30 protein-coding genes and 1 pseudogene are annotated in these 26,316 nt (G+C 69.9%); 12 read left to right on the forward strand and 19 right to left on the reverse strand.

Annotated elements, in window-relative coordinates:
* Positions 1-399: 399 nt before the first annotated feature.
* The 9 genes from ACIA8N_RS14155 to ACIA8N_RS14195 form a co-directional block, all read right to left on the reverse strand.
* Complete coding sequence (locus tag ACIA8N_RS14155; protein ID WP_365780970.1) at positions 400-858, reverse strand: hypothetical protein; 459 nt, start codon at positions 856-858, stop codon at positions 400-402.
* A gap of 370 nt (positions 859-1,228) precedes the next feature.
* Positions 1,229-1,645, reverse strand: coding sequence for a gas vesicle protein K (locus ACIA8N_RS14160; protein WP_399416355.1), 417 nt, complete (start codon positions 1,643-1,645; stop codon positions 1,229-1,231).
* Complete coding sequence (locus ACIA8N_RS14165) at positions 1,642-1,860, reverse strand: gas vesicle protein (RefSeq protein ID WP_365780969.1); 219 nt, start codon at positions 1,858-1,860, stop codon at positions 1,642-1,644. The genes ACIA8N_RS14160 and ACIA8N_RS14165 overlap by 4 nt, the downstream gene beginning before the upstream one ends.
* Complete coding sequence (locus ACIA8N_RS14170; RefSeq protein ID WP_365780967.1) at positions 1,857-2,711, reverse strand: GvpL/GvpF family gas vesicle protein; 855 nt, start codon at positions 2,709-2,711, stop codon at positions 1,857-1,859. Before ACIA8N_RS14170 ends, ACIA8N_RS14165 begins: the two co-directional genes overlap by 4 nt.
* Positions 2,708-3,076 (reverse strand): gas vesicle protein GvpJ, encoded by a 369-nt coding sequence (gene gvpJ, locus ACIA8N_RS14175; RefSeq protein ID WP_365780966.1) that lies wholly within the window; start codon positions 3,074-3,076, stop codon positions 2,708-2,710. Before gvpJ (ACIA8N_RS14175) ends, ACIA8N_RS14170 begins: the two co-directional genes overlap by 4 nt.
* Positions 3,077-3,151: 75 nt before the next feature.
* Positions 3,152-3,400 (reverse strand): gas vesicle protein GvpG, encoded by a 249-nt coding sequence (locus ACIA8N_RS14180; protein ID WP_365780964.1) that lies wholly within the window; start codon positions 3,398-3,400, stop codon positions 3,152-3,154.
* A 42-nt stretch (positions 3,401-3,442) separates the two neighbouring features.
* On the reverse strand, positions 3,443-4,162 hold the full coding sequence (locus tag ACIA8N_RS14185; RefSeq protein ID WP_365780963.1) for a GvpL/GvpF family gas vesicle protein: 720 nt from the start codon (positions 4,160-4,162) through the stop codon (positions 3,443-3,445).
* Between the two features lie 3 nt (positions 4,163-4,165).
* A complete protein-coding gene (gene gvpJ / locus ACIA8N_RS14190) occupies positions 4,166-4,642 on the reverse strand; it encodes a gas vesicle protein GvpJ (protein ID WP_365780962.1) in 477 nt (158 codons plus the stop codon).
* A gap of 28 nt (positions 4,643-4,670) precedes the next feature.
* The gene (locus ACIA8N_RS14195; RefSeq protein WP_365780961.1) at positions 4,671-5,045 is read right to left on the reverse strand and encodes a gas vesicle protein; all 375 of its coding nucleotides are present in this window, start codon (positions 5,043-5,045) and stop codon (positions 4,671-4,673) included.
* A gap of 218 nt (positions 5,046-5,263) precedes the next feature.
* Between ACIA8N_RS14195 and ACIA8N_RS14200 the strand changes: the two genes are divergently transcribed.
* Both ACIA8N_RS14200 and ACIA8N_RS14205 read left to right on the forward strand, forming a co-directional pair.
* Positions 5,264-6,187 (forward strand): histone protein, encoded by a 924-nt coding sequence (locus ACIA8N_RS14200; protein WP_365780960.1) that lies wholly within the window; start codon positions 5,264-5,266, stop codon positions 6,185-6,187.
* A 3-nt stretch (positions 6,188-6,190) separates the two neighbouring features.
* Complete coding sequence (locus ACIA8N_RS14205) at positions 6,191-7,267, forward strand: SRPBCC family protein (protein ID WP_365780959.1); 1,077 nt, start codon at positions 6,191-6,193, stop codon at positions 7,265-7,267.
* Positions 7,268-7,912: 645 nt separating this feature from the next.
* On the opposite strand, the gene ACIA8N_RS14210 is transcribed toward ACIA8N_RS14205, so the two are convergent.
* Positions 7,913-8,086 (reverse strand): hypothetical protein, encoded by a 174-nt coding sequence (locus tag ACIA8N_RS14210; protein ID WP_365780958.1) that lies wholly within the window; start codon positions 8,084-8,086, stop codon positions 7,913-7,915.
* A gap of 193 nt (positions 8,087-8,279) precedes the next feature.
* Here ACIA8N_RS14210 and ACIA8N_RS14215 point away from each other — a divergent pair, with 193 nt between their 5' ends.
* On the forward strand, positions 8,280-8,672 hold the full coding sequence (locus ACIA8N_RS14215) for a transposase (protein WP_399416422.1): 393 nt from the start codon (positions 8,280-8,282) through the stop codon (positions 8,670-8,672).
* Positions 8,669-10,111 carry an NAD(P)/FAD-dependent oxidoreductase gene (locus ACIA8N_RS14220; protein ID WP_365780956.1) on the forward strand — a complete coding sequence of 481 codons (1,443 nt, stop codon included), beginning with the start codon at positions 8,669-8,671 and terminating at the stop codon, positions 10,109-10,111. The genes ACIA8N_RS14215 and ACIA8N_RS14220 overlap by 4 nt, the downstream gene beginning before the upstream one ends.
* A gap of 7 nt (positions 10,112-10,118) precedes the next feature.
* Here ACIA8N_RS14220 and ACIA8N_RS14225 read toward each other — a convergent pair whose 3' ends face one another.
* The gene (locus tag ACIA8N_RS14225) at positions 10,119-10,766 is read right to left on the reverse strand and encodes a TetR/AcrR family transcriptional regulator (protein WP_365780955.1); all 648 of its coding nucleotides are present in this window, start codon (positions 10,764-10,766) and stop codon (positions 10,119-10,121) included.
* Between the two features lie 176 nt (positions 10,767-10,942).
* Here ACIA8N_RS14225 and ACIA8N_RS14230 point away from each other — a divergent pair, with 176 nt between their 5' ends.
* Both ACIA8N_RS14230 and ACIA8N_RS14235 read left to right on the forward strand, forming a co-directional pair.
* Complete coding sequence (locus ACIA8N_RS14230) at positions 10,943-12,340, forward strand: cytosine permease (RefSeq protein ID WP_365780954.1); 1,398 nt, start codon at positions 10,943-10,945, stop codon at positions 12,338-12,340.
* A 141-nt stretch (positions 12,341-12,481) separates the two neighbouring features.
* Positions 12,482-14,137, forward strand: coding sequence for an amidohydrolase (locus ACIA8N_RS14235; protein WP_365780953.1), 1,656 nt, complete (start codon positions 12,482-12,484; stop codon positions 14,135-14,137).
* A gap of 91 nt (positions 14,138-14,228) precedes the next feature.
* On the opposite strand, the gene ACIA8N_RS14240 is transcribed toward ACIA8N_RS14235, so the two are convergent.
* The 3 genes from ACIA8N_RS14240 to ACIA8N_RS14250 all read right to left on the reverse strand — a co-directional run bounded on the left by ACIA8N_RS14240 (position 14,229) and on the right by ACIA8N_RS14250 (position 15,814).
* Complete coding sequence (locus tag ACIA8N_RS14240; RefSeq protein ID WP_365780951.1) at positions 14,229-14,903, reverse strand: DUF305 domain-containing protein; 675 nt, start codon at positions 14,901-14,903, stop codon at positions 14,229-14,231.
* Between the two features lie 94 nt (positions 14,904-14,997).
* Positions 14,998-15,414: a DUF6153 family protein gene (locus tag ACIA8N_RS14245; protein ID WP_365780950.1), complete on the reverse strand. Its 417-nt coding sequence runs from the start codon at positions 15,412-15,414 to the stop codon at positions 14,998-15,000.
* A gap of 52 nt (positions 15,415-15,466) precedes the next feature.
* Positions 15,467-15,814: a tetratricopeptide repeat protein gene (locus ACIA8N_RS14250; RefSeq protein ID WP_365780948.1), complete on the reverse strand. Its 348-nt coding sequence runs from the start codon at positions 15,812-15,814 to the stop codon at positions 15,467-15,469.
* A gap of 117 nt (positions 15,815-15,931) precedes the next feature.
* Between ACIA8N_RS14250 and ACIA8N_RS14255 the strand changes: the two genes are divergently transcribed.
* Positions 15,932-16,897, forward strand: a complete 966-nt coding sequence (locus ACIA8N_RS14255; RefSeq protein WP_365780947.1) for a pirin family protein — start codon at positions 15,932-15,934, stop codon at positions 16,895-16,897.
* Between the two features lie 559 nt (positions 16,898-17,456).
* On the opposite strand, the pseudogene ACIA8N_RS14260 reads toward ACIA8N_RS14255, so the two are convergent.
* Positions 17,457-17,674: pseudogene (locus ACIA8N_RS14260) on the reverse strand (IS5/IS1182 family transposase); the annotation flags it as partial.
* Between the two features lie 355 nt (positions 17,675-18,029).
* On the opposite strand from ACIA8N_RS14260, the gene ACIA8N_RS14265 reads away from it, so the two are divergent.
* The 4 genes from ACIA8N_RS14265 (at position 18,030) to ACIA8N_RS14280 (ending at position 22,920) form a co-directional block, all read left to right on the forward strand.
* Positions 18,030-19,346: an FAD-binding oxidoreductase gene (locus tag ACIA8N_RS14265; protein WP_078945785.1), complete on the forward strand. Its 1,317-nt coding sequence runs from the start codon at positions 18,030-18,032 to the stop codon at positions 19,344-19,346.
* Between the two features lie 226 nt (positions 19,347-19,572).
* The gene (locus ACIA8N_RS14270) at positions 19,573-20,064 is read left to right on the forward strand and encodes a hypothetical protein (protein WP_399416424.1); all 492 of its coding nucleotides are present in this window, start codon (positions 19,573-19,575) and stop codon (positions 20,062-20,064) included.
* A 74-nt stretch (positions 20,065-20,138) separates the two neighbouring features.
* Positions 20,139-21,524: an NAD(P)/FAD-dependent oxidoreductase gene (locus ACIA8N_RS14275; protein ID WP_365780946.1), complete on the forward strand. Its 1,386-nt coding sequence runs from the start codon at positions 20,139-20,141 to the stop codon at positions 21,522-21,524.
* Between the two features lie 151 nt (positions 21,525-21,675).
* Complete coding sequence (locus ACIA8N_RS14280) at positions 21,676-22,920, forward strand: sodium:proton antiporter (RefSeq protein WP_063761373.1); 1,245 nt, start codon at positions 21,676-21,678, stop codon at positions 22,918-22,920.
* A 9-nt stretch (positions 22,921-22,929) separates the two neighbouring features.
* Here ACIA8N_RS14280 and ACIA8N_RS14285 read toward each other — a convergent pair whose 3' ends face one another.
* Positions 22,930-23,820, reverse strand: a complete 891-nt coding sequence (locus ACIA8N_RS14285) for an MBL fold metallo-hydrolase (RefSeq protein ID WP_055602501.1) — start codon at positions 23,818-23,820, stop codon at positions 22,930-22,932.
* 237 nt (positions 23,821-24,057) lie between these two features.
* Here ACIA8N_RS14285 and ACIA8N_RS14290 point away from each other — a divergent pair, with 237 nt between their 5' ends.
* Positions 24,058-24,759: a DUF1345 domain-containing protein gene (locus ACIA8N_RS14290; RefSeq protein WP_030545675.1), complete on the forward strand. Its 702-nt coding sequence runs from the start codon at positions 24,058-24,060 to the stop codon at positions 24,757-24,759.
* Between the two features lie 28 nt (positions 24,760-24,787).
* On the opposite strand, the gene ACIA8N_RS14295 is transcribed toward ACIA8N_RS14290, so the two are convergent.
* The 3 genes from ACIA8N_RS14295 to ACIA8N_RS14305 form a co-directional block, all read right to left on the reverse strand.
* Positions 24,788-24,970: a hypothetical protein gene (locus ACIA8N_RS14295; RefSeq protein ID WP_126931786.1), complete on the reverse strand. Its 183-nt coding sequence runs from the start codon at positions 24,968-24,970 to the stop codon at positions 24,788-24,790.
* A 164-nt stretch (positions 24,971-25,134) separates the two neighbouring features.
* The gene (locus ACIA8N_RS14300) at positions 25,135-25,278 is read right to left on the reverse strand and encodes a DUF6126 family protein (RefSeq protein ID WP_169749492.1); all 144 of its coding nucleotides are present in this window, start codon (positions 25,276-25,278) and stop codon (positions 25,135-25,137) included.
* Between the two features lie 52 nt (positions 25,279-25,330).
* Positions 25,331-26,236 (reverse strand): FAD-dependent oxidoreductase, encoded by a 906-nt coding sequence (locus tag ACIA8N_RS14305; protein ID WP_030545671.1) that lies wholly within the window; start codon positions 26,234-26,236, stop codon positions 25,331-25,333.
* Positions 26,237-26,316: the final 80 nt, after the last annotated feature.

Here is a 26,316-nt window from a genome sequence, read left to right on the forward strand (position 1 = left end):
AACAAGCACGGTGTCGTTACCAGCCATCAGGTGAAGTGGCGCATGGACGGCGAGTGGCAGACAGAGCGCTTCTTGCCGGACAACGAGGTTGCGGCGTGAGATCGCGCTCCGCTGTCTCGCGAGCCGCACCGGAGGCGACTACTGCAAGCGCCTGCAGACGCGGCCTTGGAGAACCACGTCTTCCCGATCTTCGGGGGCTGCGACATCCGGTCCACCGGGCATTCATGGCTGAGCCGCCCCTTCGGAACCGGAATCCCTGCGACTTCGTTCATCGTTCCGACGGCGGTGGCCGGGGTCAGGACTACGACGGCGCAGCGGACTCATGACCCCGGAGGAGATCGCAGGTCTCGTCGACTGCTTGGCGGGCGCTGGAAGACCTTCGTGGTCCTCTCGGTGCTTTCAGCGGTTCCGTCGGCTGCGGCGCATGAGGAGAAAGGCGAGGAGGGCGATCCCCGCTGTAAGCAGTGGGGTCCATTTGGATCCTGCCGTGTGCGCCGCGCGTACAGCCTTTTCGCGGACTGCGTCGGGGGTTCTGTCGGCTGCGAGCTGGCCGGCTCGGTGTGCGGTGTCGCGGACGTGCGCTGCGGTTTGTGTTGCTGTGTGCAGGATCGGCTCAGGTGTCTTGCTCTTTGCCAGCTCAGCTGTATGGCCGGCCTTCTCACGGACCTGGGTGGTGGCCTGTTTGGCTCTCGCGATGCTGTGTTCCTTGACCGCGGCAGCCTTCTCTTTGGCCGTGGTCTTGCCGTCGGCTGCGGCCGACGGCTCGTCGACCTGACCGGGTTCGCTGGCTGTGTACTCGGCCTCTGGCGGCTCTCCAGAGGGGAACGGGAACTCGTTACCGTCATGCTGACTTGTCATTTGTGTGCTTCTCCATCCCGGCTATAACAGCCACCGGCTTCGTTGCTGGTGCGAGCTGACCCCGATCCTCAGGGCGAGCCAGCGCTCGAAGGGCCCTCCTTTGATGATCGCGCGGCGAGCGGCTGAACGCGCGGCGCCGAGCGGGTGCTCTACTCCGTCCGACACGCCGCCACAGAGGCTGTGGAGGCCCTTGAGGATCATCAGGCCCCCGGTGAGAGCGGGAACCACCCAGGACGCAGGAGGGGTGGCGGTAGCGGTGTCCGCCTCCGCCATCCCGAGCCAGCCGGTCGGTCGGCTGGGCAGTGGTGTGTCCACGCAGAGTTCGGCCTGACGGGTACTGCTTTTCGGGCTGGCTTCAGTCGGTGAGTCTTCAGGTCTGGGGTGGAAGGAGAGGTCCCAGTGGGCCGAGGTCGAGGTTGAGGTCCTCCAGCGCGTAGCCGTGCTGGGCGCACAGATCGGCCAGCCGGTCGTGGAGCGCCAGGAGCGTGGCTCCCAGCTCCTCCTCCTGTTCGTCTGTGAGGTCTCCTGCGTCCACGCGGCGCAACGCCTGGCGCTCGATGAGCTGACGCAGGAGTTCGACCAGGGTGAGGACGAGTTTGAGCAGGTCCTCTTCCACTGTGTCGCGGTCGGTGTACATACGGTGAGCTGTACGCGGGGGCGCGTCGTGAGGTGAGGGAGGCGCCTGAATGAGCCGGAAGGCTTGCGACATGGAGTCACCGACGTCACGGAGTTCGGGACCGGGGTGCGGTGACGGGGCGCTGTGCCGTTCGTGGTGTTCTTCGCTCATGCCGGCCGCCCCTCTGCGCCGCCCGCGCCTGGGCGGTTCTCGGAGCTGACGGACACGATGAGCGCGCGCAGCGAGATCCGGACGAGATCGATGTCCGCGATCGACAGAACGATGTCGCCGGTGATGACCACGCCGCCGCTGAGCAACCGGTCGAGGAGGTCCACCAGCGCCACTTGGCGCCCGGGAAGTGGTTCTCCGTGCTCCGCGAGAGTCATGAGCCGTGCTCCTCGCCAGGGGCTGAGTGCCGGCCCTCGACCGGTGGCGCTGCGAAGGAGTAGGGCGCCCAGGGGCCGGTCACTTCGACACGAATGCCGTCGAAGACGCCGACGGCCCTCTCGATCGCGGCCCGGAACGGCTCCGCGTAGGCGTCGGGGACGAGGTAGGCGTCGTTGAGCACGTTTTCGACGGGCCCGGTCAGGGTGCCGCGCTGGGTGGGGTGTCGCACGTGCTGCGAGGCGTATTGGGAGGCGACGGTCGCGATGATTCCGGCGGCCTCTTGCGCTTGGCTGTACACGGCTTCCTGGGCGTTGTGCTGAGCCCTACGGCGCTGGAGATATGCCTTGCCCGGAGTAGTGGCAGCGCTGGCGTCGGTGTCGGGGAGAGGCCCGGTGCCGGCCGGGGCTGCGGTGGGCGCGAGGTAGATTTTCACGCCGAATTCGGTGTGGGCGGTGAGCTGGGCGAGTCTTTCGGCGAATGCGTCCTGCTGCTCGGCAAGAGCTTGGCCGGCGCGGTCGTCGTCCTGGTAGACGGTGGCCATGCGTAGGGGAAGGACTGGGGCGTGGATGGAGAGGGCCTGTACGACGTCGTGGTGGGCGCGGGCGACATCCTCGAGCCACTCCAGGTCCTCGAAGTGGCTTTTCAGCGCGCTCTCGTTGAAGTCACGCCGTGGTACGTGGCTGGTGGCGAAGGCCACGGGCGGCGCTGGGCCGCCCGTGCCGGGTGGGGCGGTGACGAGCAGGACAGGGGAGCCGTAGATCCCGCGGAGGCCCATCAGGGCGTCTCGGAGGCCTGTCGTGAGCGGGGCTGCAGCGTAGACGTACGTGAGGGCGTCACCGGGTGTGGTCATGGCCTACGCCCCCGTGCGGTCCCCTCGCCCGTATTTCCCTCGGGTTCCTCACTGGTGGTGCGGGGTGGGAACTCTTCGCCGTCGAGGCGTTCACGGCGTAGGGCCTCCAGCTCGGCGCGCAGTCGCCGGTTCTCCTGCTCGAGGGGGCTGCCGGTGTGACGCGAGGAGAGCGAGGGGTCGTGCTCCCACCAGTCGATGCCCATCTCCTTCGCCTTGTCCACGGAGGCGACCAGGATCCGGAGTTTGATCGTCAACAGTTCGATGTCGAGAAGGTTGATGCGAATGTCCCCGGCGATGACGATGCCCTTGTCCAGGACTCTCTCCAGGATGTCGGCGAGGCTGGAGGTGCTTTGCCCGTATGGCATCGGGGCGGCTCGGGACGGGAAGGATCCGAGTCGGCTGGGTAGTGGCTCAGACACGATGACGGCCTCGCTTCCCCGTCAGGGAAATTGTCGGCGGAACTCTGCGATCTCGTCGAGCCGGTCGATCAGCTCGTCCTCCCGGCGGTCGAATGTGTCCTGGTCGATCTCGTCGTTCAGCAGTCGCCGCTCCAGGTCGGCGAGTTCGCGCCACACCGGGGCCGGGTCGTAGTACTCGTCCTCGGCCTTGTCCACGACCTGCTGGGCGGCCCACACGACTGCCCGCACCGGTGCGATGGGAAGGGCGAGCAGGCCTGAGAACAGTCCCATGGTGAGTGTCCTCCTCTCCTTCTCCGTTCTGGGGTCGCCGGGTCACTGAACGAAGCTGTACGGGGGCAATGGGCCAGTGATCCGGAAGTCCACGCCGCCCTCGATCTGTTGAGCGAGACTGGCCCCCGCCGCCAGGAGGTCCTCTGTCCGGTCGTGGGGCACCAGCAGCGACAGATTGAGGAAGTCGGGGCTGGAGGGCGGATGGGTGACGTGCTCTCGGCCGTAGGGAACCAGCGCTTGTACGAGTCCCGCTGCCAGCGAATCCTGGCGTTCCTGCACTTCGCGGGCGACCAGTTCCCCAAGCGTGAGGGGCAGCTGCGGGTCCTGCTCGCCGGCACGGATCTGGTCGTTCAGATCCCTTGCCTCGGGGGAATCCTGCAGGATCTGACGCAGCAGCTCGTCCTCATCCGCCTGGGTAGCCCTCACGTGATACTCGGCGCAGCCGTCAAGTCGCGCGAGAGTGGCTATGTAGCTGTCCGTGTTCTCTTCGAGGGCCCGCTGGACGGTCTGATCGTCGGAGGCGAAGTAGCCGAACTGGAGTGGCAGGACCACGGCATCGGCCATGAGGGATTCCAGCACCTCCTGATGGACCTGGAGGTCCCTGCGCTTGGGCCGGATCTCTTCGGAGATCTCGCTGACCACCGCGCACAGGGGTCCGGCGGCGACGGTACGCACGGGTGAGGGGTGGGAGCCCACTCCGGTCAGACCGTCAAGGCGGTGGGGATGATCCTTACCGGTGATCGCGTACACGTAGAGTGCCATCGGTTACTCCCTCTCCCGACGGACCGGGCGCCGGGCGGGACGCCGCTTCCTGGGGGCAGCCTCTTCCTCTGGCTCTTCTTCGGGCTCTTCCTCTTCCGGTTCCTCCTGCTTGGCGGACTTGCCGGTAAGCGATTCGGTGACGGTGTCGACTGCCCCGCTGAGTGCGCCCTTGGTCTTGCCCTTGGCCCCGCCTTCCATCATGGTTCCGACGACCTCGGGGAGCTGGGCGGGTGCCTTTCGGCCTGCTTCGAGATCGAGCCGGTTGCATGCCTCGGCAAACCGCAGGTAGGTGTCGACGCTGGCCACCACGATGCGGGCGTCGATCTTGATGAGTTCGATGCCCACCACCGAGATGCGGACGAAAATGTCGATGACCAGACCGCGGTCGAGGATGAGTTCCAACACGTCATAGAGGCTGCTGCCGCCTGTGCCGCCTCCGCCCCTGCCTACGCTGCTGCCGCTCTGCGGCACCATGGTCATGGCGCCTCCTTTCCCGGGCGGCCCGTCTTCAGGTCGGCCGGTCGATCATGCCTCGGCTGTACCGGCGGGTTCGTTCGTAGGACATCAATTGCCCCTCGGGATCCAGGGCGACCTTGTAGCTGGCCATCACGCTGGTCGTGTCTGGGATGCGTTCCAGTTCCACCACTTCCACCTGTGCCTCCCAGCCGTCCTCGGTGGGCTTGAGCGACGAGACGGAGTCAGGGGGCCTCCCGAGGAGCTGGGCCAGTTGCCCAGCTGCGGAACGCATTGCCGAAGACGCGCTGAGAGCCCTTGACGGCCGTTTGGCGGAAGCGCGGCGTTCCGACGGCCGCTTCTGTTCCTCGGCGTCCTCAGCAGGGCGGGGGCGGACTCTCCTCGGACGTGTCGGCTCTGCTGCGGCCATGTGCTCACTCCACTGGGGGAACATCGCTCGCTGAAACTACAATGTCATCATATAGGGACATATCCCCCGTGTCGGGGGCGGGCGGTGTAGAGACCTCTGAGCGGAGCTGCTTCTTCGGCTGCCGGCGCAGAACACCACCGCACGGTCCCGCAGGCCCGGACGGTATTCCCGGGCGGCGACGTACAGCCCGCAAACGCCCTGGTGAAGGGATGCAGCTCATGCAGGACACGACCAAATACGCGCTCGCGGCCGCTGTGGCCGGGGGCTACGTACTCGGACGCACCAAGAAGGGCCGCCTCGCACTCACAGTGGCCACGTACCTCGCCGGCCGCCGCTTCGGCCTTGACCCGCGTCAACTCATGATGGAGGGCCTCGGCAAGCTCAAGGAAACGCCCCAGTTCGCTGAACTCAGCGAACAGCTGCGGGGTGAGGCACTGGACGCGGGCAAGAAGGCTTTGGGAGCCGCGGCGAATCGCAAGCTCGGCGACCTCGCCGACTCGCTCCACAACCGCACCCTCGAACTGGCGAGCGCGGGCAAGAGGGAGGACGAAGAAGAGCCCTCCGAGTACGAGGACGAGTACGACGACGAACAGGGCTACGCGGAGCCGGAGGCCGAGGAGGAGGAAGAGGACGAAGAGGACGAAGAGGAGGAGGAAGAGGAAGAAGAGCCGGAGGAGGAAGAGGAAGTAGCGGAGGAAGCGTACGAGCCGGAGGAAGAGGAGGAGGAAGAGGAAGAGGAAGAGCCTCAGGAAAAGCCCCGGCCCCGTAGGGCGCGGCGACCGAGCGCCAAACCCGCAGCGTCCGCCAAGAAGACGGCGGCGAAGAAGACCGCGGCGAAGAAGGGCTCAGCGGGGAAGCCTTCAGCCCGCTCCGCGGCCGCCAAGAAGGCCCAGCCGGCCAAGAAGTCCGCGTCGGCCAAGACCGCCGGCAAGAAGGCGGCCGAGACGGCGCCGGCGAAGAAGACCGCAGCGCGCACACCGGCACGCAAGTCGGCGCCGGCGAAGAAGACCGCAGCGCGCACACCGGCACGCAAGTCGGCGCCGGCGAAGAAGACCACAGCGCGCGCACCCGCACGCAAGGCGGCGACCGGGAAAGCGGCGGCGAAGAAGACGTCAGGCCGCAAGCCGTCCACGCGGAGGTAGGTCATGGCACAGTCAGAACGCGCCAGCGCGCAAGAACAGAAGTCGGGGCTGGACCAGCTGCTCGAAGAGCTGAAGTCATTCCTGGGAGCCCAAGCTGAGCAACTTGCGGACAAGGCGTCGGACAAGCTGGGGGACATGACCGATCAGCTCACGGACGTGGCGCAAGGCGACGGGAAGCTCTCTGACGTCGCCGGTCTCGGGGGGCGGATGCTGCAGGGCGACTCGCCCATGAAGGCGATGATGGGACAGGGCCTCAGCGGCCTCAAGGACAAGGTGACCGGCGCCGCCTCCCAAGTCTTCGGCAAGGGCAAGAAGGGCCGTAAGAGCGGCGGGAAGGTCATCAACATCGTCGAGTTCATCGACGTCGGCCTGCCGCTGCGCACCGTGTATGACCACTGGTCGCAGTACGAGGACTTCAGTGGCTTCGCCAAGGGCGTTCGCGACGTCTCGCGCAACGACGACACCACCAGCGACTGGAAAGTCAAGGTCGGGCCTTCGACACGCGGCTGGAAGGCCACAGTTCAGGAGCAGGTCCCCGACGAGCGGATCGTATGGACTTCCGAAGGCGCCAAGGGAAGCACCCGTGGCTGCGTCAGCTTCCACGAGCTCGCTCCGTCGCTGACCCGCATCGTTGTGGTGGTGGAGTACTACCCCTCCGGATTCTTCGAGAAGACCGGCAACCTGTGGCGCGCTCAGGGCCGCCGCCTGCGCCTGGACCTCAAGCATTTCCTGCGGCATGTCTCACTCACCACCGACGAGCCGGAGGGCTGGCGTGGCGAGATCCGAGACGGCGAGGTGGTCGTCACCCACGAAGAGGCGCTGGAGGAGGAAGGGGAGTACGAAGAAGACGAAGACGAAGACGAAGACGCGGGCGAGGCGGAAGGGGAGTACGAAGACGAGGAAGAGGACGGCGAGTTCGAGGAAGGCGAGGAGCCCGAGGAGGAAGAGCCTGAGGAAGACGAAGAGGAACCCGACGGTAGTTACGCCAAGGGCGAGGAGGAGTACCCCGAGGAGGATGTGCCTGAAGAGGACGACGAGGACGAAGCCGACGACACAAGCCGTTCGCGCCGTCGAAGGTAGTGGCGTGCACGATCGCGGGGCCGGAGGGTCGGGGGATCGAGGGGTACTGCTGAGAAGGGGCGACGTCCACGTCGCGCTTTGTGAGGACTTACCCGCAGCTGCACCGTCGCGGGGAGGCGGGTCTGGCCGGTGGATTGGCGGGCGCGTTCCAGAGGACCGTCGCCCAGCAGCCTTCCGCGTGGCGAGCGCTTCGAGCTGAGCGAACGATGACCGCCTCCCACTGGAGGACGTTCAGCGGGCGGCAGCCGCAGCAGCCCTCGCGGTTCCCGGCGCCGCAGTGCTACAGCCCGCGCTCGCCGACCGGCCGGCTCTCGCAGCGTCCCGCGTCTACGACGCCATGAGGGGATGCACCGCCCCGCACCCCGAGGTGGCCGGCATCCGCTGCCAACACACCCCGGAAGGAGGATGGCACGTGGAAGTGCGCTGCATCCTGCACGCTGACCGCCGAGTCGTCGTTGTTGCCCGGCAGGTGCGCGAGGATGTCCGCACTGCAATCGCGGCCTCCCCGACCGTGCGCTGCGCCACGAAACCGGTCACCGTTCTGGTCGCAGTCACCCGCATCGATGAGACCGCTCGATCGCCCTGCCTGCCGTTCTCCACCGTCGCACCATCCACCGGGCGGCAGCCGCCGCGGATCTGGCATGGTCAGAGTTTGAACGCGCCCTTGCCCTTTTCCTTCACATGACGGCCCCTGCCGCGGGCTTCCAGCGCGGTGCCCTTTGCCGCAATGGTTTCGTTGCCTAGGGCATGCGCTGTCTTCCTGACTACCTTCCCGATCACTTGCTCGGCCTTGGCCTTGACCTTCTCGCTGGCGCTCATGTCCGCCCCTTTCCACATACGCCCTTACCCGGGGTGGGTGGGAACAGGCGTACGGCACGGATTTCGGTTGCCTGCAGCTCGATGGCCAGGTCGTCGCTGGCTGTGATGCCCATGGAGGAGGCAGCCTCGGACCAGCGAGCACGACGGAGCGGGGCGTCGGCCTCAGGCGCGCGCCGCTTCGATGTCCGGCGTGATGCGGAGGAGCAGTTGCAGGCCCAGGCGCGGCGTCTTCGCCGAGCCTGACGATCACGGGCCCGGACGCTCACACGGCGGACTGACCAACAAAATCCACTTGGCCGTCGAGCAGGCCCAGAAGCCGATGTCGCTCGTGATCACGGCCGGGCAGCCCGGCGACTCCCCGCAGTTCCAGGTCGTCGTGGGTCGTATCCGGGTCCCGCGGCTCGGGCCGGGACGACCGCGCACCCGTCCGGACGAGTTTCGCGCGGACAAGGCGTACGGCTCCCGTGCGAACCGCGCGTACCTGCGCACACGCGGCGTTCGCTGGACGGTCGGCACCAGCCTGTTGCCTGCCCAGCCCGCCGCAGCCGCACTTTTCCTGATCACTGCGCAAGACTGGGACCCATGACACGAACGGTGGAAGACGCGCACGAGTACGACGTGGTGGTCCTCGGCGCGGGCCCGGTGGGGGAGAACGTCGTCGACCGGGTGCGGGCCGCCGGCCTCAGCGCCGCGATCGTCGAGAGCGAGCTGATCGGCGGCGAGTGCTCGTACTGGGCGTGCATGCCGAGCAAGGCGCTGCTCCGTCCCGCGCTGGCCCGCTCCGACGCCCGGAAGGTCGCCGGTCTGCGGGAGTCGGTCTACGGACCGCTGGACGCCCTGGAGGTCTTCGCCCACAGGGACGAGGTCGTCGGACACTGGAAGGACGCCGGCCAGGTGGACTGGCTGGACTCCGTCGGCGTACGGATCCACCGGGGCCACGGCCGCCTCCTCGGGTCCCGCAGGGTCGGCGTCACCGGGCCCGAGGGCGAGCACCACGTACTCACCGCCCGGCACGCGGTCGCCGTCTGCACCGGCAGCCGCGCCGTCCTCCCGGAGCTGCCCGGCCTCGCCGGGGCCCGGCCCTGGACCAGCCGTGAGGCGACCAGCGCCGACCGGGTGCCCGAGCGGCTGATCGTCGTCGGCGGGGGAGTGGTGGGGGTGGAGATGGCCACCGCCTGGCAGGCCCTCGGCTCGAAGGTCACCCTGCTGGTACGCGGCGGGGGCCTGCTGCCCCGGATGGAGCCCTTCGTCGGCGAGCACGTCGCCGCCGCCCTGACCACACGCGGCGCGGACGTGCGCACCGGCGTCACGGTCAGCGCAGTGGTACGCGACGGGAGCACGGGACCGGTCACCGTGGTCCTGGAGGGCGGCGACCACATCGACGGCGACGAAGTCCTCTTCGCGACCGGCCGGGCCCCGCGAACCGAGGACATCGGCCTGGAGAAGGTCGGTCTGGAGCCGGGCTCCTGGCTCGACGTGGACGACACCCTCAGGGTCACGGGCAGCGACTGGCTGTACGCCGTCGGGGACGTCAACCACCGGGCCCTCCTGACCCATCAGGGCAAGTACCAGGCCCGGATCGCCGGTGCCGCCATCGCCGCCCGCGCGCGGGGCGGCGGGTCCCTCGACGACGGGCGCTGGGGCGCGCACGCGGCGACCGCCGACCACTCCGCCGTACCTCAGGTGGTGTTCTGCGACCCCGAGGCCGCGGCCGTCGGCCTCAGCCTCGCCGAGGCCGAGCGGGCCGGGTTCCGGGCCAGGGCCGTGGACCTCGACATGGGGCAGGTCGCCGGGGCCGGGCTCTACGCCCAGGGCTACCGGGGACACGCCCGGATGGTCGTCGACCTCGACCGCGAGGTCGTCATCGGCGCCTCCTTCGTCGGTCCGGGCATCGGCGAGCTGGTCCACTCGGCGACGGTCGCGGTCGTCGGCGAGGTCCCGATCGCCCGTCTGTGGCACGCCGTTCCCTCGTACCCGACGCTGAGCGAGGCGTGGCTGCGTCTCCTGGAGTCCTACCGGGGCTGATGGCCCGTCACTTGGCCTCGTCCGCAGGGGAGTCGGCAGCACCGGACGGCGCGTACGGGGCGACGAGGGCCCGCGCGGCCGAGCGGGCCGCCTCCAGGGCGGGGCGCGGATCGCGGCCGGACTCCTGGCCCAGGACGACCCGGGTGCTCAACCCGTCGAGCAGGGCCAGGAGTTCGGAGGCGCGGGCGCCCGCGTCGAGCGGCGCGAAACGCCGCCGTGCGACGCCCGCCGAGAGGAGCGCCTCCAGGTCCTCCTGCCAGCCCCGGTCGAGTTCCTCCTGGGCCTCCCGGAGGGCGCTGTTGCCGGGCGTGCGGGCCCAGAGCTCGATCCACAGGGTCCAGCGCGGATCGCGCGGGCCACGCGGCAGGTAGAGCCGCAGGAAGTGGTCGAGCTTGCGCTCGGCCGTGGTGCGCCGGGACAGCAACGCCCGGCGCTCCTCGGCGAGCGCCGCCTCGCTCCACCGGAGTGCGGCGAGCAGCAGCAGGTCCTTGCTGCCGAAGTAGTACAGGATGTGGCCGCCGCTCGTGCCGAGTCGCTCCGCGAGCGCCGACATGGTGAGGGAGGCGAGGCCGTCCTCGGCGATCGCCGCCATGGCCTCTTCCAGCATCCGTTCCTGGGTGACGTGCCCGTCCCGCCGTCGTGCCGTCCGTGCCACCGCCGCTGTCCCCTGTCCTGCCGTGCGTCGCTTGCCGCTCGTGGTCCCGTGCGTCGCCGCCCTGTGCGTGATCGACCTTAACTGCAACCTCCGAAGGTCTTGACGTGGCCCGAACCCATCGCACATCTTGAATGCCGTTCTAAAAATTAGAACAGCATTCAAGACAGGAGTGCGGTGTGCTCGGACACGAGACGGCGCCCGTGACCACGGGCCGCGACGAGGTCTTCCAGGTCGAGGAACACGGGATCGACCCCATACCCGACGCCGAACGGCACGGAAGCGCCAAGGACGTCTTCTGGCTCTGGTTCGGCTCGAACCTCACCTTCACCTACGTCATCAACGGCGCCCTCGCCGTCGCCTTCGGGCTCTCCTTCTGGCAGGCCACGGCCGTCGTCGTGCTCGGCGGCCTGGCCTTCCTCGCCATCGGCGCGGCCGGACTCAGCGGCGTGCGCACCGGCACCGCGACCCTCGTCATCTCCCGCGCCGCCTTCGGGCGACGCGGCAACTGGCCCGCCGGGCTGCTCAACTGGATCGTCAGCATCGGCTACACCATCGTCAACACCGTGGTCGGCACCCTCGCCCTGGAGGCCTTCTTCGCCGACCTCGGCTGGAACGGAGGACCGGCCGCCCGCGCCCTCGCCCTCGCCGTCACCCTCGCGCTGACCTTCGCCGTCGCCCTCTGGGGCCACGCCACCGTCCAGTTCGCCGAACGCTGGATGGCCTACATACTCGCCGCAGGCTTCGCCGCCCTGCTGGTCCTCGTCCTGCCCGGCGCCGACACCTCCGCCCCCGCCGCCGCGCCCGGCGCCTCCGCCTGGAGCCTCGCCTTCGTCGTCATGCTCGCGGGCCCCTTCTCGTACCTCCCGATGCCCGCCGACTACACCCGCTACCTGCCCCGCACGACCTCCCTCAAGGCCGTCACCTGGAGCGGAGCCCTCGGCGGCTTCGTCTCCTCCGTCGCCCTCGGCGTCGCGGGCGTGGCCGCCGCGACCCAGACCGACATGACCGACGCCGTCGCCGGCACCGAGAACCTGCTCCCCGGCTGGTTCCAGCCCCTCTTCCTGGCCCTGGTGCTCGGCGGCTCCGTCACCAACTCGATCATCACGCTCTACTCGTCGAGCCTGAACCTCCAGGTCCTCGGCATCCCGTGGAGCCGGGCGCGCGCCATCGTCATCAGCGCCGCCGTGACGGCCCTCGGCTCTCTCGGCGCCCTCTTCCTCGCCGACTTCACCACCTCGCTCCTCTCCTTCCTCTCCCTCCTGATCATCGTCTTCGCCCCCTGGGCCGGGGTCTTCCTCGCCGACATGGTGCTCCGCCGCTGCACATACGACTCCGCCGCGCTGCACGCGCGCACCGGCGGCGCGTACGGATACCGCTCGGGCTGGCACCCGGCAGGTGTGACCGCACTCCTCTGCGGCCTCGTCTTCTCCGCGCTCACCTGCGACTCCGCGCTCTGGACGGGCCCGCTCGTGGCCCCGCTCGGCGGCGCGGACCTCACCCTGCTCGGCGCGGGAGTCTCGGCCCTGGTGTACGTGCTCCTCGCCCGGGGGCACGTCACTCCGGTACGCGACTGAGCCGCGCCCCCGGCATCCCGCGCCCCCGACATCCCGCGCCCCCTCGCGTCCACCCGTCACCTTCGGCCGCCCGGCACCCTCACCCACCCGGCGCCCTCACCTGCCCGTCACCCTCGTACGTACGTCACGGAGCCACCCCGCATGAACAGCACCACCCCCGCTCCCGCCGATCTGGTCCTCACCGGAGCCCGGATCCACACCGTCGACCCCGCCCTCCCCGAGGCCCAGGCCCTCGCCGTCCGCGCCGGGCGCATCGTCTGGATCGGTTCCGACGCAGGGGCCGAGGCCTGGACCGGGCCCGGCACCCGGGTCCTCGACGCCGCCGGACGGCTCGTCCTGCCCGGCTTCGTCGACGCCCACAACCACGTCCGCCTCGGCTCCGACGACGCCTGCGTCCAGCTGGCCGGCGCCCGGAGTCTCGACACGATCCACGCCCGTATCCGTGCCTGGCACGCCGAACACCCGGACGCCGAGTGGATCGAGGCCGAGGCCTTCGACTACTCCGCCGTACCCGGCGGACGCATGCCCACCGCCGCCGATCTCGACCCGGCCACCGGCGACACGCCCGCCCTGGTCCTCAGCTACGACGTCCACACCGCCTGGCTCAACACCGCCGCCCTCCGGCGGCTCGGCGTCGACCGCGACCACACCGACCTCCCCTTCGGACGGGCGGTCACCGACCCGGCGACGGGCGAACCGACCGGATTCGTCCAGGACTTCGCCGTCAAGGGGCTCTCCCGCGACGGCCACCGCGCCCTCCGCGCGCTCGGCGTCCCCTGGGCGTCGCAGGAGCGGCAGTACGGCAGGCTCGCCAAGAGCCTCGACGACGCCATCGGCTTCGGCATCACCACCGTCGTCGAACCCCAGAACTCCCTCGACGACCTCGCCCTCTTCGAGCGCGCCCGGACGGAGGGAAGGCTCCGCTCCCGGATCGTCGCCGCCCTCTTCCACCCGCGCGGCACGACCGACGCGGACCTGGGCGCGTTCGAGTCGGCGGCACGGAAGTTCGCGGACGACCGCCTCCGGGTCGGCCCGCTCAAGCTGTACATCGACGACGTGGTGGAACCCCGTACCGCCGCCCTCCTGGAACCGTACGCGGGCTGCTCCCACCACCGCGGCGACACGTTCTACCCGCCCGAGGAGTTCGCCGAACTGCTCACCCGCCTCGACGCGCGCGGCTTCCAGTGCTTCGTGCACGCCACCGGCGACCGGGGCATCCGTACCGTCCTCGACGCGGTCGAACGGGCGCGCGCGGCCAACGGGCCGCGCGACGCACGCCACCAGATCGTGCACGTCGAATGCCTCGACCCGGCCGACACCCCGCGCTTCGCCGCACTCGGCGTCGTCGCCTGCATGCAGCCGCGGCACGCCGCCCCCGACATCGCGGGACCCGGCCAGGACTGGGCCGAGAACGTCGGCCCCGACCGCTGGCACAAGGCCTGGCCCCTGCGCAGCCTGCGCGCGGCCGGCGCCGTCCTCGCCCTCTCCAGCGACTGGAACGTCGCCGAGATGGACCCCATGGTCGGCATCCACGCCGCCGTCACCCGCCGTCCGCCCGGCGGTGGGGAGGCCTGGACGGCGGGCGAGACGATCGACGTCGCCGCCGCCGTGGAGGGTTACACGATGGGCTCGGCGTACGCCAACTTCCTCGAACACGAAAGGGGTTCGCTGACGGTCGGCAAGCTGGCCGACTTCGTCGTCCTCTCCCGCGACATCCTCCGCATCGCCCCGGAGGAGATCCCGGGCACGGTGGCGGAGACGGTGGTGGTGGGCGGCGAGGTCGTCGTGCAGCGCTGAGGCGCGCCAGGGCGGCCCGCCCGGAGCGCGCGGGCCGCCCGTCACGTCACGGTGGGACGTGACGCGACGTGACGTGAGGGATCGGGTCGGATCAGAGTCGGTCGAGGACCTTCCGCAGGGCGGAGATCTCGGTGGACTGGGTCCGCACGACGTCGTCGGCGAGGGCCTTGGCCGTGGCGTTGCGGCCGTTCTTCCGCTCGTCCTCCGCCATCTCGACGGCGCCCTCGTGGTGGGCGATCATCAGCTCGGCGAACTTGCTGTCGAAGGCCCTGCCCTTGACGGCGGCCAGGTCCTTCATGTCCTGCTCGGACATCATCCCGGCCATGCCGTGGCCCCCGTGACCGGCGGACTCGGGCTTGCCCCAGCCCTTCAGCCAGGCCTTCATCTTCTGGATCTCGGGGTCCTGGGCCTGCTCGATGGCGGCGACCAGCTTCTTGACCTCGGCGTCCTCGGCCCGGCCTTCGGCGAGCCCGGCCATCTCCAGGGCCTGCTCGTGGTGGGGGATCATCATCTGCGCGAACATGACGTCCGCGTCGTTGAAGGCTCCGGTGGCGGCTCCTGCGACGGAGGCGGTGGGCGATGCGGAAGCGGACGAGGACGAGGGCGCGGACGGGGAGGCGGAAGCGGACGTGTCGGCGGACGCGCCGCCGTGGTGCGCCGTGTTCCCGGCGTCGTCCGCGCCGCAGGCGGAGAGCAGGAGCCCGGTCGCGGTGGCGGCGCCGACGAGAGCGATCTTCCTGGCGGTTCGGTGGGTGAAGGCACGCATGTGGGTGATACCTCGTGTGCTGGTCGTACGAACGGAAAAGGGCAGGCCGAAGACGCGCACGGGCAGCGCGAGGCGCCCGCGACGGCGGTGCGGTCTAGATCCGCAGGACGGACAGCTGGGCGAGGTCGGGAGGGCGGGGCGGCGGTGTGTGCGGCCCCGGCGCGGGCATGAGCCGCGCGAGGAGGAGGGCGAGCCAGTCGGGACGGCGTCCGAGCGCGGCCCGGACGAGCCCGGCGAGCAGCCAGCCGGCGAGGACGGCCACGCAGAGGGTGGTCATGTCCATCGCGGTACCGGGTTCGCGCGAGGAGCCGGAGTCACCGCTCTCGTGGCCGGCGGTGTGGTGAACCGAGCCGACGGAGGTGGCGGAGGTGGTCTCCGTGCTCCCGCCGGATCCCTCGGGGTGGCCGACCGCGTGCATCAGGAACACGCCGAGCGCGAGCACGACGACGAGCAGAAGGTGCGCGAGGGCACCTTCCGCTCGTCTGTGGCGTTCCGCTCGGTGTGTACGCACTGCCAGGGCCTCCTGGCGGCCGAATATACCGCGCGGGGGTATCAAGGCCGCGTCAGGACGGCGGCGTCTCGCCCGCCATGGCCGCGGCCATCCGCAGATGCGGCGCGGCCTCGTCCGTGCGCCCCTGTCGCTCGAGGGTGCGCCCGAGCATCAGGCGCGCGTAGTACTCGACCGGGTCGCGGTCCAGGACGGCCCGGAGCTCCGTCTCGGCGCGGGAGAGCTGGGCGGAGTGGTAGTAGGCGCGAGCGAGGAGGAGGCGCTGGGCGGTCTGCTCCGGGTGCTCGGCGACCAGGCCGCGCAGGATGCGGACGGCGGTTCCGTACTCCTTCGCCTCGAAGAAGAACTGGGCGCGGTCCCAGCGCTCGCCGGCGGTTCCGAACTCGTAGTACGTGTCGCTCACTTTGCTCTCGCTTTCCGGAGTGCCCGATCTGCCACTCTGTGGGGTGGACGACCGCGTCAACAAGCCAAGATGGTTGAATATTTCACTATCGCCTCTCCGGGCAGGAACAGGTTGAGCATGAGCAATCTTGATCGCCAGGCCACGCTGACCGTGTGCGGCGGCCGTGGCTTCGTCGTCGCCGAGCCGGTACGGGAACTCCTCAGCCCGCGCCACGTCCAGCTCGGAGAGTCGACCCAGGTCCGCCGACTGCTCCCGAACCTGGGCCGGCGGATGGTCGGAGCCTGGGCCTTCGTCGACCACTACGGCCCCGACGACATCGCCGACGAACCGGGGATGCAGGTACCGCCGCACCCCCACATGGGGCTCCAGACCGTCAGCTGGCTCCACGAGGGCGAGGTCCTGCACCGCGACTCCACGGGCAGCCTCCAGACCATCCGCCCGCGCGAACTCGGCCTGATGACCTCGGGGCGGGCCATCTCCCACTCCGAGGAGAGCCCCCGCCCGCACGCCCCCCTCCTGCACGGCGCCCAGCTCTGGGTGGCCCTCCCCGACGCCCACCGTCACGTCGAGCCGCACTTCCAGCACCACGCCGATCTGCCCCGGGTCACCGCGCCGGGCCTCACGGCCACGGTGATCCTCGGCGAACTCGACGGCGCCGCCTCGCCCGGCACCACGTACACCCCGCTCGTCGGAGCCGACCTCGCCCTCACGGCGGGCACCGAGACGAACCTCCCGCTGGACCCCGACTTCGAGTACGCGGTCCTGGCGATGTCCGGCGAGGCCCACGTCGACGGCGTCCCGGTCCTCCCCGGCTCCATGCTCTACCTCGGCTGCGGACGCACCGAACTCCCCCTCCGCGCGGCCTCCGACGCCGGCCTGATGCTCCTGGGCGGCGAACCCTTCGAGGAGGAGATCGTCATGTGGTGGAACTTCGTGGGGCGCACGGACGACGAGATCCGCGAGGCGAGGGACGACTGGATGACGTCCGACCGGTTCGGCGAGGTGAAGGGCTACGACGGCGACCGGCTGGACGCGCCGGAGGTCCCGGCGGCCCACCTGAAGGCGCGAGGTCGAGTGCGCTGACCTGGGAATTTCCCTGTCGAGCCGATGGAGCATCGAAGATTTTCGGTCCCCTCTTGCAGCTGTCGCCGCGACTGGGGGAGGGGTCCTGTCGCATCTCTCCCGCAGTCGTGCAGTCGGCGGGTGTGTTTCCAGAGTGTGCTTGTGTGGGAGCAGGTCCGATCAGCTGCATGCTGACTTTTTGCTGACTTTCCTGACAGGGCGTCAGGAGTCTGTCGGTGCGGTGCTGGCGTGGTGGCGGCCCGGTCGCGGCGCCGTGGTCTGCGCCGCTCACCAGCTCCGTCACGGAACCGCTGGGAACGGTGGCCGGCGCGTGAGGACACCCCCCAGGCTGATCGTCCCTGTGGGGTGGGTGCGCTGTCGGCCGCACCAAAGGGCTGTCCCGTAAAGGATCTTCGTGTCACGTCGGGCGTGCAGGGCCGCGGTGTGCCCCTCTCCTTCATCCGGCAAGGGCGAGGTTGCCGGCGGTGGTCTTGGCGTCGTGTTCCTCCCGCGTCTTGCAGTCGGGTGCGGTTCTCGGGCGGCAGTCGGCCGACCGCTGCGGCGTGCCAGGAGTGGGCGTCGACCTGGAAACCCTGAACGGCGGGGCGAGTCGACGCGGCGCCAAGTCGGTGTGCCAGGAGGTGGGGCGGCTCGGCCCTCCAGTGGCAGGCTCCAGGGCCGGCCCCGGCGGGCCGCGTCCGTACTTTCGTGCCGCAGCGCGATCACTGGCTTCCCGAACTGCCGACGACTCGGTCTGACGCACGGGGGAATCCAGGACGGCTCCGACGGCGTGATCACGTAGACCGTGCCGGTGATCACCGCTTCGGCCCGGCGTGCCCGCCGGCAAGCCCTCGCGGGGCTCACCCGAGGCGATGGCTGGGGGCGAAATCCGGCGCCAGTGGGGAGGAGGGGCGAGTTTCCGGGCGGCGTGGCCGGCGCTGCTTGGCGATGTGTGTCGCATCGACACCTCGGCCCGATCCGCAGCTGAGCTTGCGCACGCATCGCGCCGACCAGCCTCGGATGTGCGTGGTGCGTGCTGCTGGCCGACGATGAGTGAGCTGGACGAAGGCGCTAAACTCAAACTCGATTCGGGTTTCCTATTTCCATCACTCGTTCTCCCGTCCCACGCGGGGAACGGGAGACGAGGGGCATCGTGGCGAAGAACGCGTCCACCGACGGCTTGACCTACTCGGCGTTCACCGGGTGGACTGATCGGCCCACCGATCTCGCGCCGGCGCTGAAAGGTGAGGTCCGGTGCGATGTCGCTGTCGTCGGCGGTGGTCTCGTCGGGATGGCGGCGGCGCTCCGGCTGGCGGAGCGCGGCGTCGATGTGGCTCTGCTCGAAGGCGGGTACTGCGGCTGGGGTGCGAGTTCACGCAACGCGGGCTATTTGTCGAACGCCCTGGCCGGGGACCCGCAGCTCTTGCGCCTGCTGTACCGGCGCCGGCTCCGCGACCTCGTGCGGTATGGCGGGAACGCGGCGGAGTTCACCGAGGGCCTGATCGGGCGCCTCGCCATCGACTGCGAGTACGACCCCACGGGTAACGTCATCGCCGCTGTCTCCACCGGACAGTTCCGGCGTTTGAGGAAGAACATGGGGATCCTCCGTGACGCGGGGGCGGACGTGGAATTCGTCGACGGCCGTGACTTCGGCCTGCCGGGAACTTTCCTGGGCGGCATCTTCGAGCGGGGTGGTGGCCTGCTGAACCCCGGGAAGCTCGCCCTCGGGCTGCGGGCCGTACTGCTGGCGTCGAGTGCGAAGGTGTTCGAGCGGACGGCCGTGGAGGCCGTCGAGCCGGACGGCGCGGGCGTCGTGCTCAGCGTGCCCGGTGGGCGCGTCCGCGCCGAGAGGGTCGTGCTCGCGACCAACGCCCACTCCCGCGACCTCGAGATCGCCCCGAGCGGTATCACGCCCGTCTGGACCAGCTTGGTGGAGACGGAGCCGGTCGATCCCGACCGTCTGGCGGCGATCGGCTGGACAAGCCGTACCGGCATCATCACCCCGCACACGATTCTCGAGAACTACCGGCGCACCGCTCGCGGCACGATCATGTTCGGTACCCGTCGGCTCCAGGCGGCGCCGTCGGCGCTGGGTGCCCACGAGCCGGATCGCGCGGTGGTGGCGGACCTGGTCCAAGGCTTCCACGAGCGGTTCCCGTCGCTCGGATATGTCGCGCCCCAGCGGGCGTGGGGCGGGTGGGTGGCGATGACGTCCTTCCTCCCGGTGGCCGGAGAGGCCGCGAAGAACGTCTTCTACGCCGTCAGCTGCAATGGTCACGGGCTGTCCCAGTCGCCCTATATCGGCACGCTGCTGGCCGACCGGCTCGCCGGTGACGAGATCCACGACGACCTGCGTGCGATCTGGCGGCCGCGGCCGCCCTACATGCCCTCATTCGCTCTCGGCGCGACGGCGCTGAAGGCCGGGTGGGTGCTCGACCGCATTTCGGACCGTCTGAGCCGGCGGCCCTGAGGAGCCAGGCCCAGGCGCAATAAAGGAGCTAACCGTCACCTCCGGCGCATCTCTCCGGACGTGACATCAAGGCCGCCGTCGACAGGCCTGTGCTGTCGCGTGCGGAGCGGGTCGCGCCTTCTTTCCGAGTGCGCCGGCGACCCCGCCGAGGAGGACGTCCCCGGCCTGGTCCTCATCCCCGCTGCCGTGCGACGCCTGGACCCCCGCGGTCATCGACAGCGGCGGCATCGTCACCGGCAGCGGCCTCGCCGTCGTCCTCGCGCTCGGCGCCTGTGCGGTCACCATGGGCACCTGCTTCGTCGCCAGCGCCGAGGCGCCGGTGCACCAGAACGTCAAGGGCCAGACCGTGGTGGACCGTTGGGCGCTGGGCCGCTCCCACCCGGCCAGCTCCGCCGTGCCGCCGTTCCACGGCGAGTGCATCGCCACCATCGAGAACGCCTGGCCGGGCGAGGGGTCGGCCCGTCACGCCGGCGCGCGCCTCGGTTTCCGTGCGGCGGGAGGGCACGACCATGCCTTTCGGGTGGTGCCCACCACCGCCGGGGCGTCCGGCAGCACTCCGAGGGCCCGCGTGCTCGGTGCGAGAGCCGGGTGCGGCGGCGGTGGCGAGCCGGCGGAGGCGAAGTCGCCGACGTGCGGGTCTCGTGCGCTCCCCACCGCAGCTGCTATAAACTCGAAGTCGATTCGAAATCAAATAGTCCGTTCGTCAGGATCGGACTGAAGCCGCGAGGTCTCGCGCCGTGCGCGTCGAGACCAGCCGGAAGCTTGTTGCGCACGACGAAGAGAGGAACAGGGATGACGAACGCGGAGCCCGAGTCGGTCGCGGTCAACGCCGTGCCCCCCGTGCGCGAGGAGACCTGCGACGTCGTGGTCGTCGGGGCGGGAATGGCGGGCCTGATGGCCGCCACGACGCTTGCCCGGGAGACCGATGTCATCGTGCTGGAGGCGGCCGATCGCGCGGGCGGACGTGTCGAGACGGTTCGGAAGGGCGACTACTGGATCAACCTCGGTACGCAGTTCACCGAGGGGACCGGGCCGTTGATCGACGCTCTCCACCGCCACGGCATCGAGATGGGGTCGTTGGCAGGCAAGGGCGTGGCACTGGCTCTCAACGGCCGGTTGGTCGACACGGCCGATCTCTTCGCGCTCATGTTCCGCACGCGCATGCGCCTCGTGGACCAGGTCGGCATGGCTGTGGTCGGTGCCCGCATCCTTGCCGCGGTGCCGTTCCTCGCCTCGGACAGCGGCCTGGCGAGGCGGGTGCGGGCCGGGCTCGACCGACGTCTCGCCTCCGGCCTCCTGCGCGGTGTCCGCTCCGGACTGGCCCGGGACATGGTCCGGTCGTGGTCGGGCCAGTGGATGGGCTGCGAGCCCGGCGAAACGGCCGCGACCCAGCTGGTGACGTCCGTGGGAATCGCCATGACGGATCCGGCGAAGGTACCGAACTTCGCGCTGCCGGTCGGGGGGAACCAGACGCTGACCGACGTTCTCGCCGCCGATCTCGGCGAACGTCTCCGTCTCCGGGCAGCCGTCAGGTCGGTGAGGGCGGAGGGGGACGGGGTCGTCGTGGAGTACGTCGCAGCGGGCCGTGAGGTACGGGTGCGCGCGAAGCGGGCCGTCGTCGCGGTGCCCAGCGACATCGCGATGCGGATCCTTCCGGCGCTTCCGCAGACGTACCGCAACGCGTTCCAGGACATCCGCTACGGCCGGTACGTGATCGTCGGCTTCTTCACCGAGGAGAAGGGGCCTCAGCCCTGGGACGAGCTCCTGGCCGTCTCCACGCCGCAGCTCTCGTTCCAGGCGGTGTTCAACCACGCCGCCGCCACCCGCAGGGGAGGCGAGCGGAAGCCCGGCGGCGCGCTGGCGTGTTTCGCCGGCGGCGCGATGGCCGACGAGCTCTTCGAGCTCTCCGATGAAGCGATCGTCACCCGGTTCGCCGCGGACCTCATCTCGCTCTACCCCCAGCTCGAAGGGAAGCTCGACGAGGGGGCCGTGCGGCGGCACCGCCGTGTGGTGCCCTTCTGGGCGCCCGGAAGGCGTGCGTCGCTGCCCGTGTTGAGGAACCCCCTCGGGCCGATCCACCTGGCCGGCGACTACCAGCTCGACATGCCCTCGCTCGCCGACGCGGCGAGCTCGGGCGAGAACGCGGGCAAGGCAGTGCTCGCGAGCATGGGGCGGTGACCTCGGCGGTGGCGATGAACGGGGGCCCGGCGTTGTCCGTGCCGAACGACGCCATGTCCGACGGCGTCGTACAACACACGATGCTGTTCGACCGGGCCCCTGGGGAGTCACCGGTGATCCTCTTCGTCACCCGTCCGAGGCGGTGACGCACGTGGCCGCCGTCCTCGCCCTGTTGTCCCTGCTCTTCGTGTGGTCGCTGGTGTCGAGCCGCATGTCCCGCTGGAGCGTCACCGCGCCGATCGCGTTCGCCGTGGCGGGCGCGGCGCTGGCGGGAGGCGACCGGCCCGTGCTCGGCTTCGACCTCGACGCCCACACCTTCCAGAGGTGTGTCGAGGTCGTTCTGGCCGTCATGCTGTTCACGGACGCCACCGAGGCCCGGGGATACGAACGGCTGGGCCGGTCGGTGGGGGAGGGGCGCCTGCTGGGCCTGGCGCTGCCTGCCTCGGTTCTGCTCGGCACCCTCGTCGGGGTCGCGCTCTTTCCCGGCACGAGCTGGTGGTTGTCGGCGGTGGCCGCCCTCGTCGTGATGCCCGCGGACCTCGCCCCCGTACTGAACCTGCTGCGTGACGAACGCGTGCCCCTGAGGGTGCGGGCCGCCCTGAACGTCGAGGGCGGTTTCAACGACGGCCTGGTCTCGCCGTTCTTCGTGTTCTGCGTGGCCAACCTCATTTCGACGGACGGGGACACGTTCACCGACCTGTTGCTGAACGCCGCCCGGGGCGCGGCGTACGCGGTGCTCGTCGGTGCGGTCCTAGGCTTGCTGGCGTCATGGCTGGTGCGCAGGTCCCGGGAAGCCGGCTGGACGGGGCCCACCGGCCTGCGCATGGCCGGCCTCGCTCTCCCCTTCCTCGCTTATACGGCCTCGTCGGAGGTCGGGGGCAACGGCTTCGTCGCGGCGTTCGTGACGGGCCTGTGCTACGCCCGCACCGCGCGTCCGGCGGGGGACGACCACCTCCGGCTCGTCCACGACGTCAGCCACCTGATGGCGCTGGCGGTGTGGTTCACCTTCGGGGTGCTGATCACGGACGAGTTCGCGGGCGGCGTCAGCCTCGCGGTCGTGGTCTACGCGGTGTTCGCCCTCACCGTCGCCCGCTTCGTTCCGGTGGTCACCGCGCTCACCGGCAGCGGGTTCAGCGGGGCCGAACGCGCCGCCGTCGGCTGGCTGGGCTCGCGCGGCGTCACCTCCATCGTCTTCGCCGTCCTCGCGTACACGCAGCTGCCCGACGAGGAAGCGGCGTTCGTGGCCAGGACGGCCTGCGCGACCGTCCTGCTGAGCGTCGTCGCGCACGGTGTCACCGCGGAGCCGATCGCCCGCTGGTTCGCCCGCCGCGCCCCGCGGGAAGAGGTCGGGAAAGGAGGCTTGCCGCCGGCGACGACCGTGCGTGACACCGTGTGATGCGGACCGCTACGTGGCGCGGAACCGCCCCGCCTCGACCTCGACGATCATTCCTCTGTCCACCAGCCGACTCAGGTGCCGTGCCGCGATCCGCCGCTCCACCGGCCGCACGTGGGGGCCTTCGACGTGCGGCCGGTAGACCAGCCGGCGCTCGGCGATCTCTTCGACGGTCCGCGGTTCGTCGAGGTACGTCAGAAGGGTCGCGTCCCGCCGCTCCACCACGCCGACGAAGGCGTCGAGCCGTCGGCCGAACTCCTCGGCACCCTCGATCACGCCCTTCTGGTGGGCCGTCCCGTACCAGCGGGCCCCGATCTCCCGGCATCGGCGCAGGGACGCCTCGAAATCCGTCAGGCTGCTGCCGACGTCTCCGTAGAACGGGCCGAACGAGGTCAGGTCGATGTCCGCCACGTACAGGAATCCGTCCGGCTCGATCAGGAAACCGCAATGACCGGCGGTGTGGCCCGGAAGGTGCACGACCGTCACGGTGCGCCCCCCGAGGTCGAACACGGCTCCGTCGGTGAACCCCGTCGCGTCGGGGCGGTCACGCACGTGGAACCGGTCGCGCAGCATCGCCTCCGCCTGCTCCGTGGCGTCCGGCGGGAGGCCGTAGCCGGCGGCCATGACCGCACGGGACCGCACGGCGGCGAGATCGTCCTCGTGGGCGTGGACGGGCGCGCCGTACCGTCCGAGACCCGCGACGTGGTCCTCGTGTGCGTGGCTCACGAGCACGAGGTCTGCGGGAGGCGCCGACTCGACGAGCGACAGCGACGGGTCGATGATCAGTGTCTCGGCGGTGCCGCGCACGAGGACGGAGTTGGCGTGCGGGTAGGCGCCTCGCTCGGCGCCGACCAGTACGGTGACTCCGCCGTATTCCGCTTCCGTGTATCCCGTCGTGTGCACGGTCGGCACTCCTTCATCCGCGAGTGGCGTGGTGGTCGGATCGCGTGGCGGCCGTCGCGGCCCTGCGTGGGGTCGTTCGCGCGGGTGATCCACAAGCCCACGACGCGAGGGTAACGGTCCACCGATTCGGCCGACACCCCACGGCGACGGCCGCGGCACACCGTCGACGGAGCGCCATGATGTCGTAGCGTCGGGCCTCGAACGGGTCGGTAGCCGCTGCTTCCTGAGGAGTTCTCCGTGCCGCAGTCACGTTCCCAGGGCCGCCGTCGGAACCAGTGGCTCTCCGAGCGTCGCCGGTCGGCGGTGAGCTTCATCATCGCTGTGTGCACGGCGGTGCTTCTCCTCGGCCTCGACCGCAGCTGGGCGGAGATCTCGGTGGCGGACGTGTGCGTGCTGATGCTGCTCGCCCATCTCTTTCCCTATCTCCTGATCACGACGATCGCCTTCTCGACCGCCTCTCCCGATCGTGTGCGCGACTGGGCGGACCGGGAGACACGGGGCACGACCCTCCAGCGGTACGTGTACGGAACGGCGCCAGGGCCAGGGGTCTCCATCTTCATCGCGGCCGCCGCGCTCGTGGTGGCGGTGGTGTGGCGCCCCGGCCACATCGGCTCAGCGTTCGAGCCGGTCGCCCGGGCGGCGGTGGCACTCACCCTGGTCGCCGTCGCCTGGGTCTGCGTGGCCGTGTCCTTCGCCGTCGCCTTCCAGGCCGACAACCTCGTGGAGGGCGAACGGGCACTGGACGTGCCTGGCGAGGAGGCCCCGATCTGGAGCGATTACCTCTATTTCGCCTTTTCGGTCATGACGACGTTCGGCACGACCGATGTCACCGTGGTGTCCCGGGAGATGCGCCGTACGGTGACGGTCAACGCCTGCATCGCCTTCGTCTTCAACACCGTCACGGTGGCCAGCCTCGTCTCCGCCCTGGACAGCCTGTGACGAAGCCACCATGGAACTGGGCGTCCCCTCAGATCCGCTCCCACCATCCCAGCGTCAGAACGATGCCCTTCTTGACCGCGCACCCGAGCGTATGACCCCTGAGGGAGAACACGAACGAGGAGAGCACCGCCGATGACGCGGTCGCCATCACGAGGGCGATGCCGATGTCCCACGACATGAAGAAGCCGAGGAGAAGGGTGGGTACGAGCATGATCAGGCATCCGACGGCCGTCTCACGGAGGACTCGGCTCCAGCTCGCCTTCTGCCACGTCCGCGCCCTGCCGGAGTACCCCTCAAGGGGAACGTGACGAGTGGAGCCGCAGACATCGGTGTTCATTTCGGTGTGCTCCCGAGAGGTGTGAGGGGTCGGGGCGGCTATTCCTGGGCCTGCGCGCCCAGGTGGCCCACCAGGGTGACGAACAGGTAGGTGCCGACGACGTAGAAGAACACCCGTAGACCGATGCCCTTCGCTTTCCATCTCTCGTTCGTCCGGTCCGCGTCGTGGTCCTCGTCGCGCACAGCAGTTCCCCTCTCAGGGTGTGGTGGTCGGAAGCGGTGAACCCGTTCCCCGCTACTGCTGCCGGCCGACGGCGGAGTCGCCCCCGGCGACCTGTGCCAGGGCGTAGAAGCTCGACCCGCCCAGCCCCGCGGCCTCGGCCGTCTTGAGATTGCGTACGGCGGCCTCCAGCACGTTCGCGGCGAAGCCGGCGCCCCTCATGCCGTCGAGGCACGTCTCGCCTCCGTGGGTGAACACCGACAACGTGGCCTGGTCCGTCGTGAAATCACCGCTGCCGATGGCCGCCACCGCCTCCTTGGCCCCGTCCTTCAGCGCCGCGAGGACCTTGTCCGTGGCCTCGTCGAGGACGTCGCCCGAAACCCCCTGGCTGTGGGCGTACGCCGCGGCGTCGATGTAGGCGGCCAGCGCGGCGACGTACACCCCGCCGACGATCGTGAGGTCGACCGCGCTCGCGGCCTGCGCCTGTTCGGAGACGAACCGCGTCGCCTGACCGAGGGCGGCGATCAGCTCCTCGTGCCGCGCCCAGGCTTCGGGGCTTCCCGAGAAGAGGACGTAGCCTCGCTCGGTGCCGATGTCCTGGGGGAAGCAGAGGATCGCGGCGTCCAGGTAGGGGACGCCCTTCCGGGCAGCCCACGCGGCGGCGTGCTCCGCCTCCGCCGTCGAGCTCGTCCCCGTATTGAGGAGCGTCTTGCCGTTCCAGTCGCCGACGCACTCCAGGCTTCGGAGCACGGCTTCGTAGGACGGGGCGCAGGTCAGGACAAGGGGGGCGGACGCGACCGCCGTTTCGAGGTCCGCCTCGGCCTTGATCCCCGGCAGCTCGGTCGCCAGCACCCGAGCCCGTGCCGTGTCCGGGTCGTATGCCGTGACCCTCCAGCCGGAACGCGCCAGGGCACGGGCGATCGACGCCCCCATGAGCCCGTTGCCGATCACCGCGACGTCGCGCTCGGTGTATGTGGCCATGCCAGTTCCTCTCGTCGTGGGGTTTTCGGCGCCAGGGATGAACTCTAAAGTCAAACTCGATTCGAGTTTAAGTTTTGGTG

It is taken from the genome of Streptomyces sp. NPDC051822 (genome assembly GCF_044452745.1).
Lineage (GTDB): Bacteria > Actinomycetota > Actinomycetes > Streptomycetales > Streptomycetaceae > Streptomyces.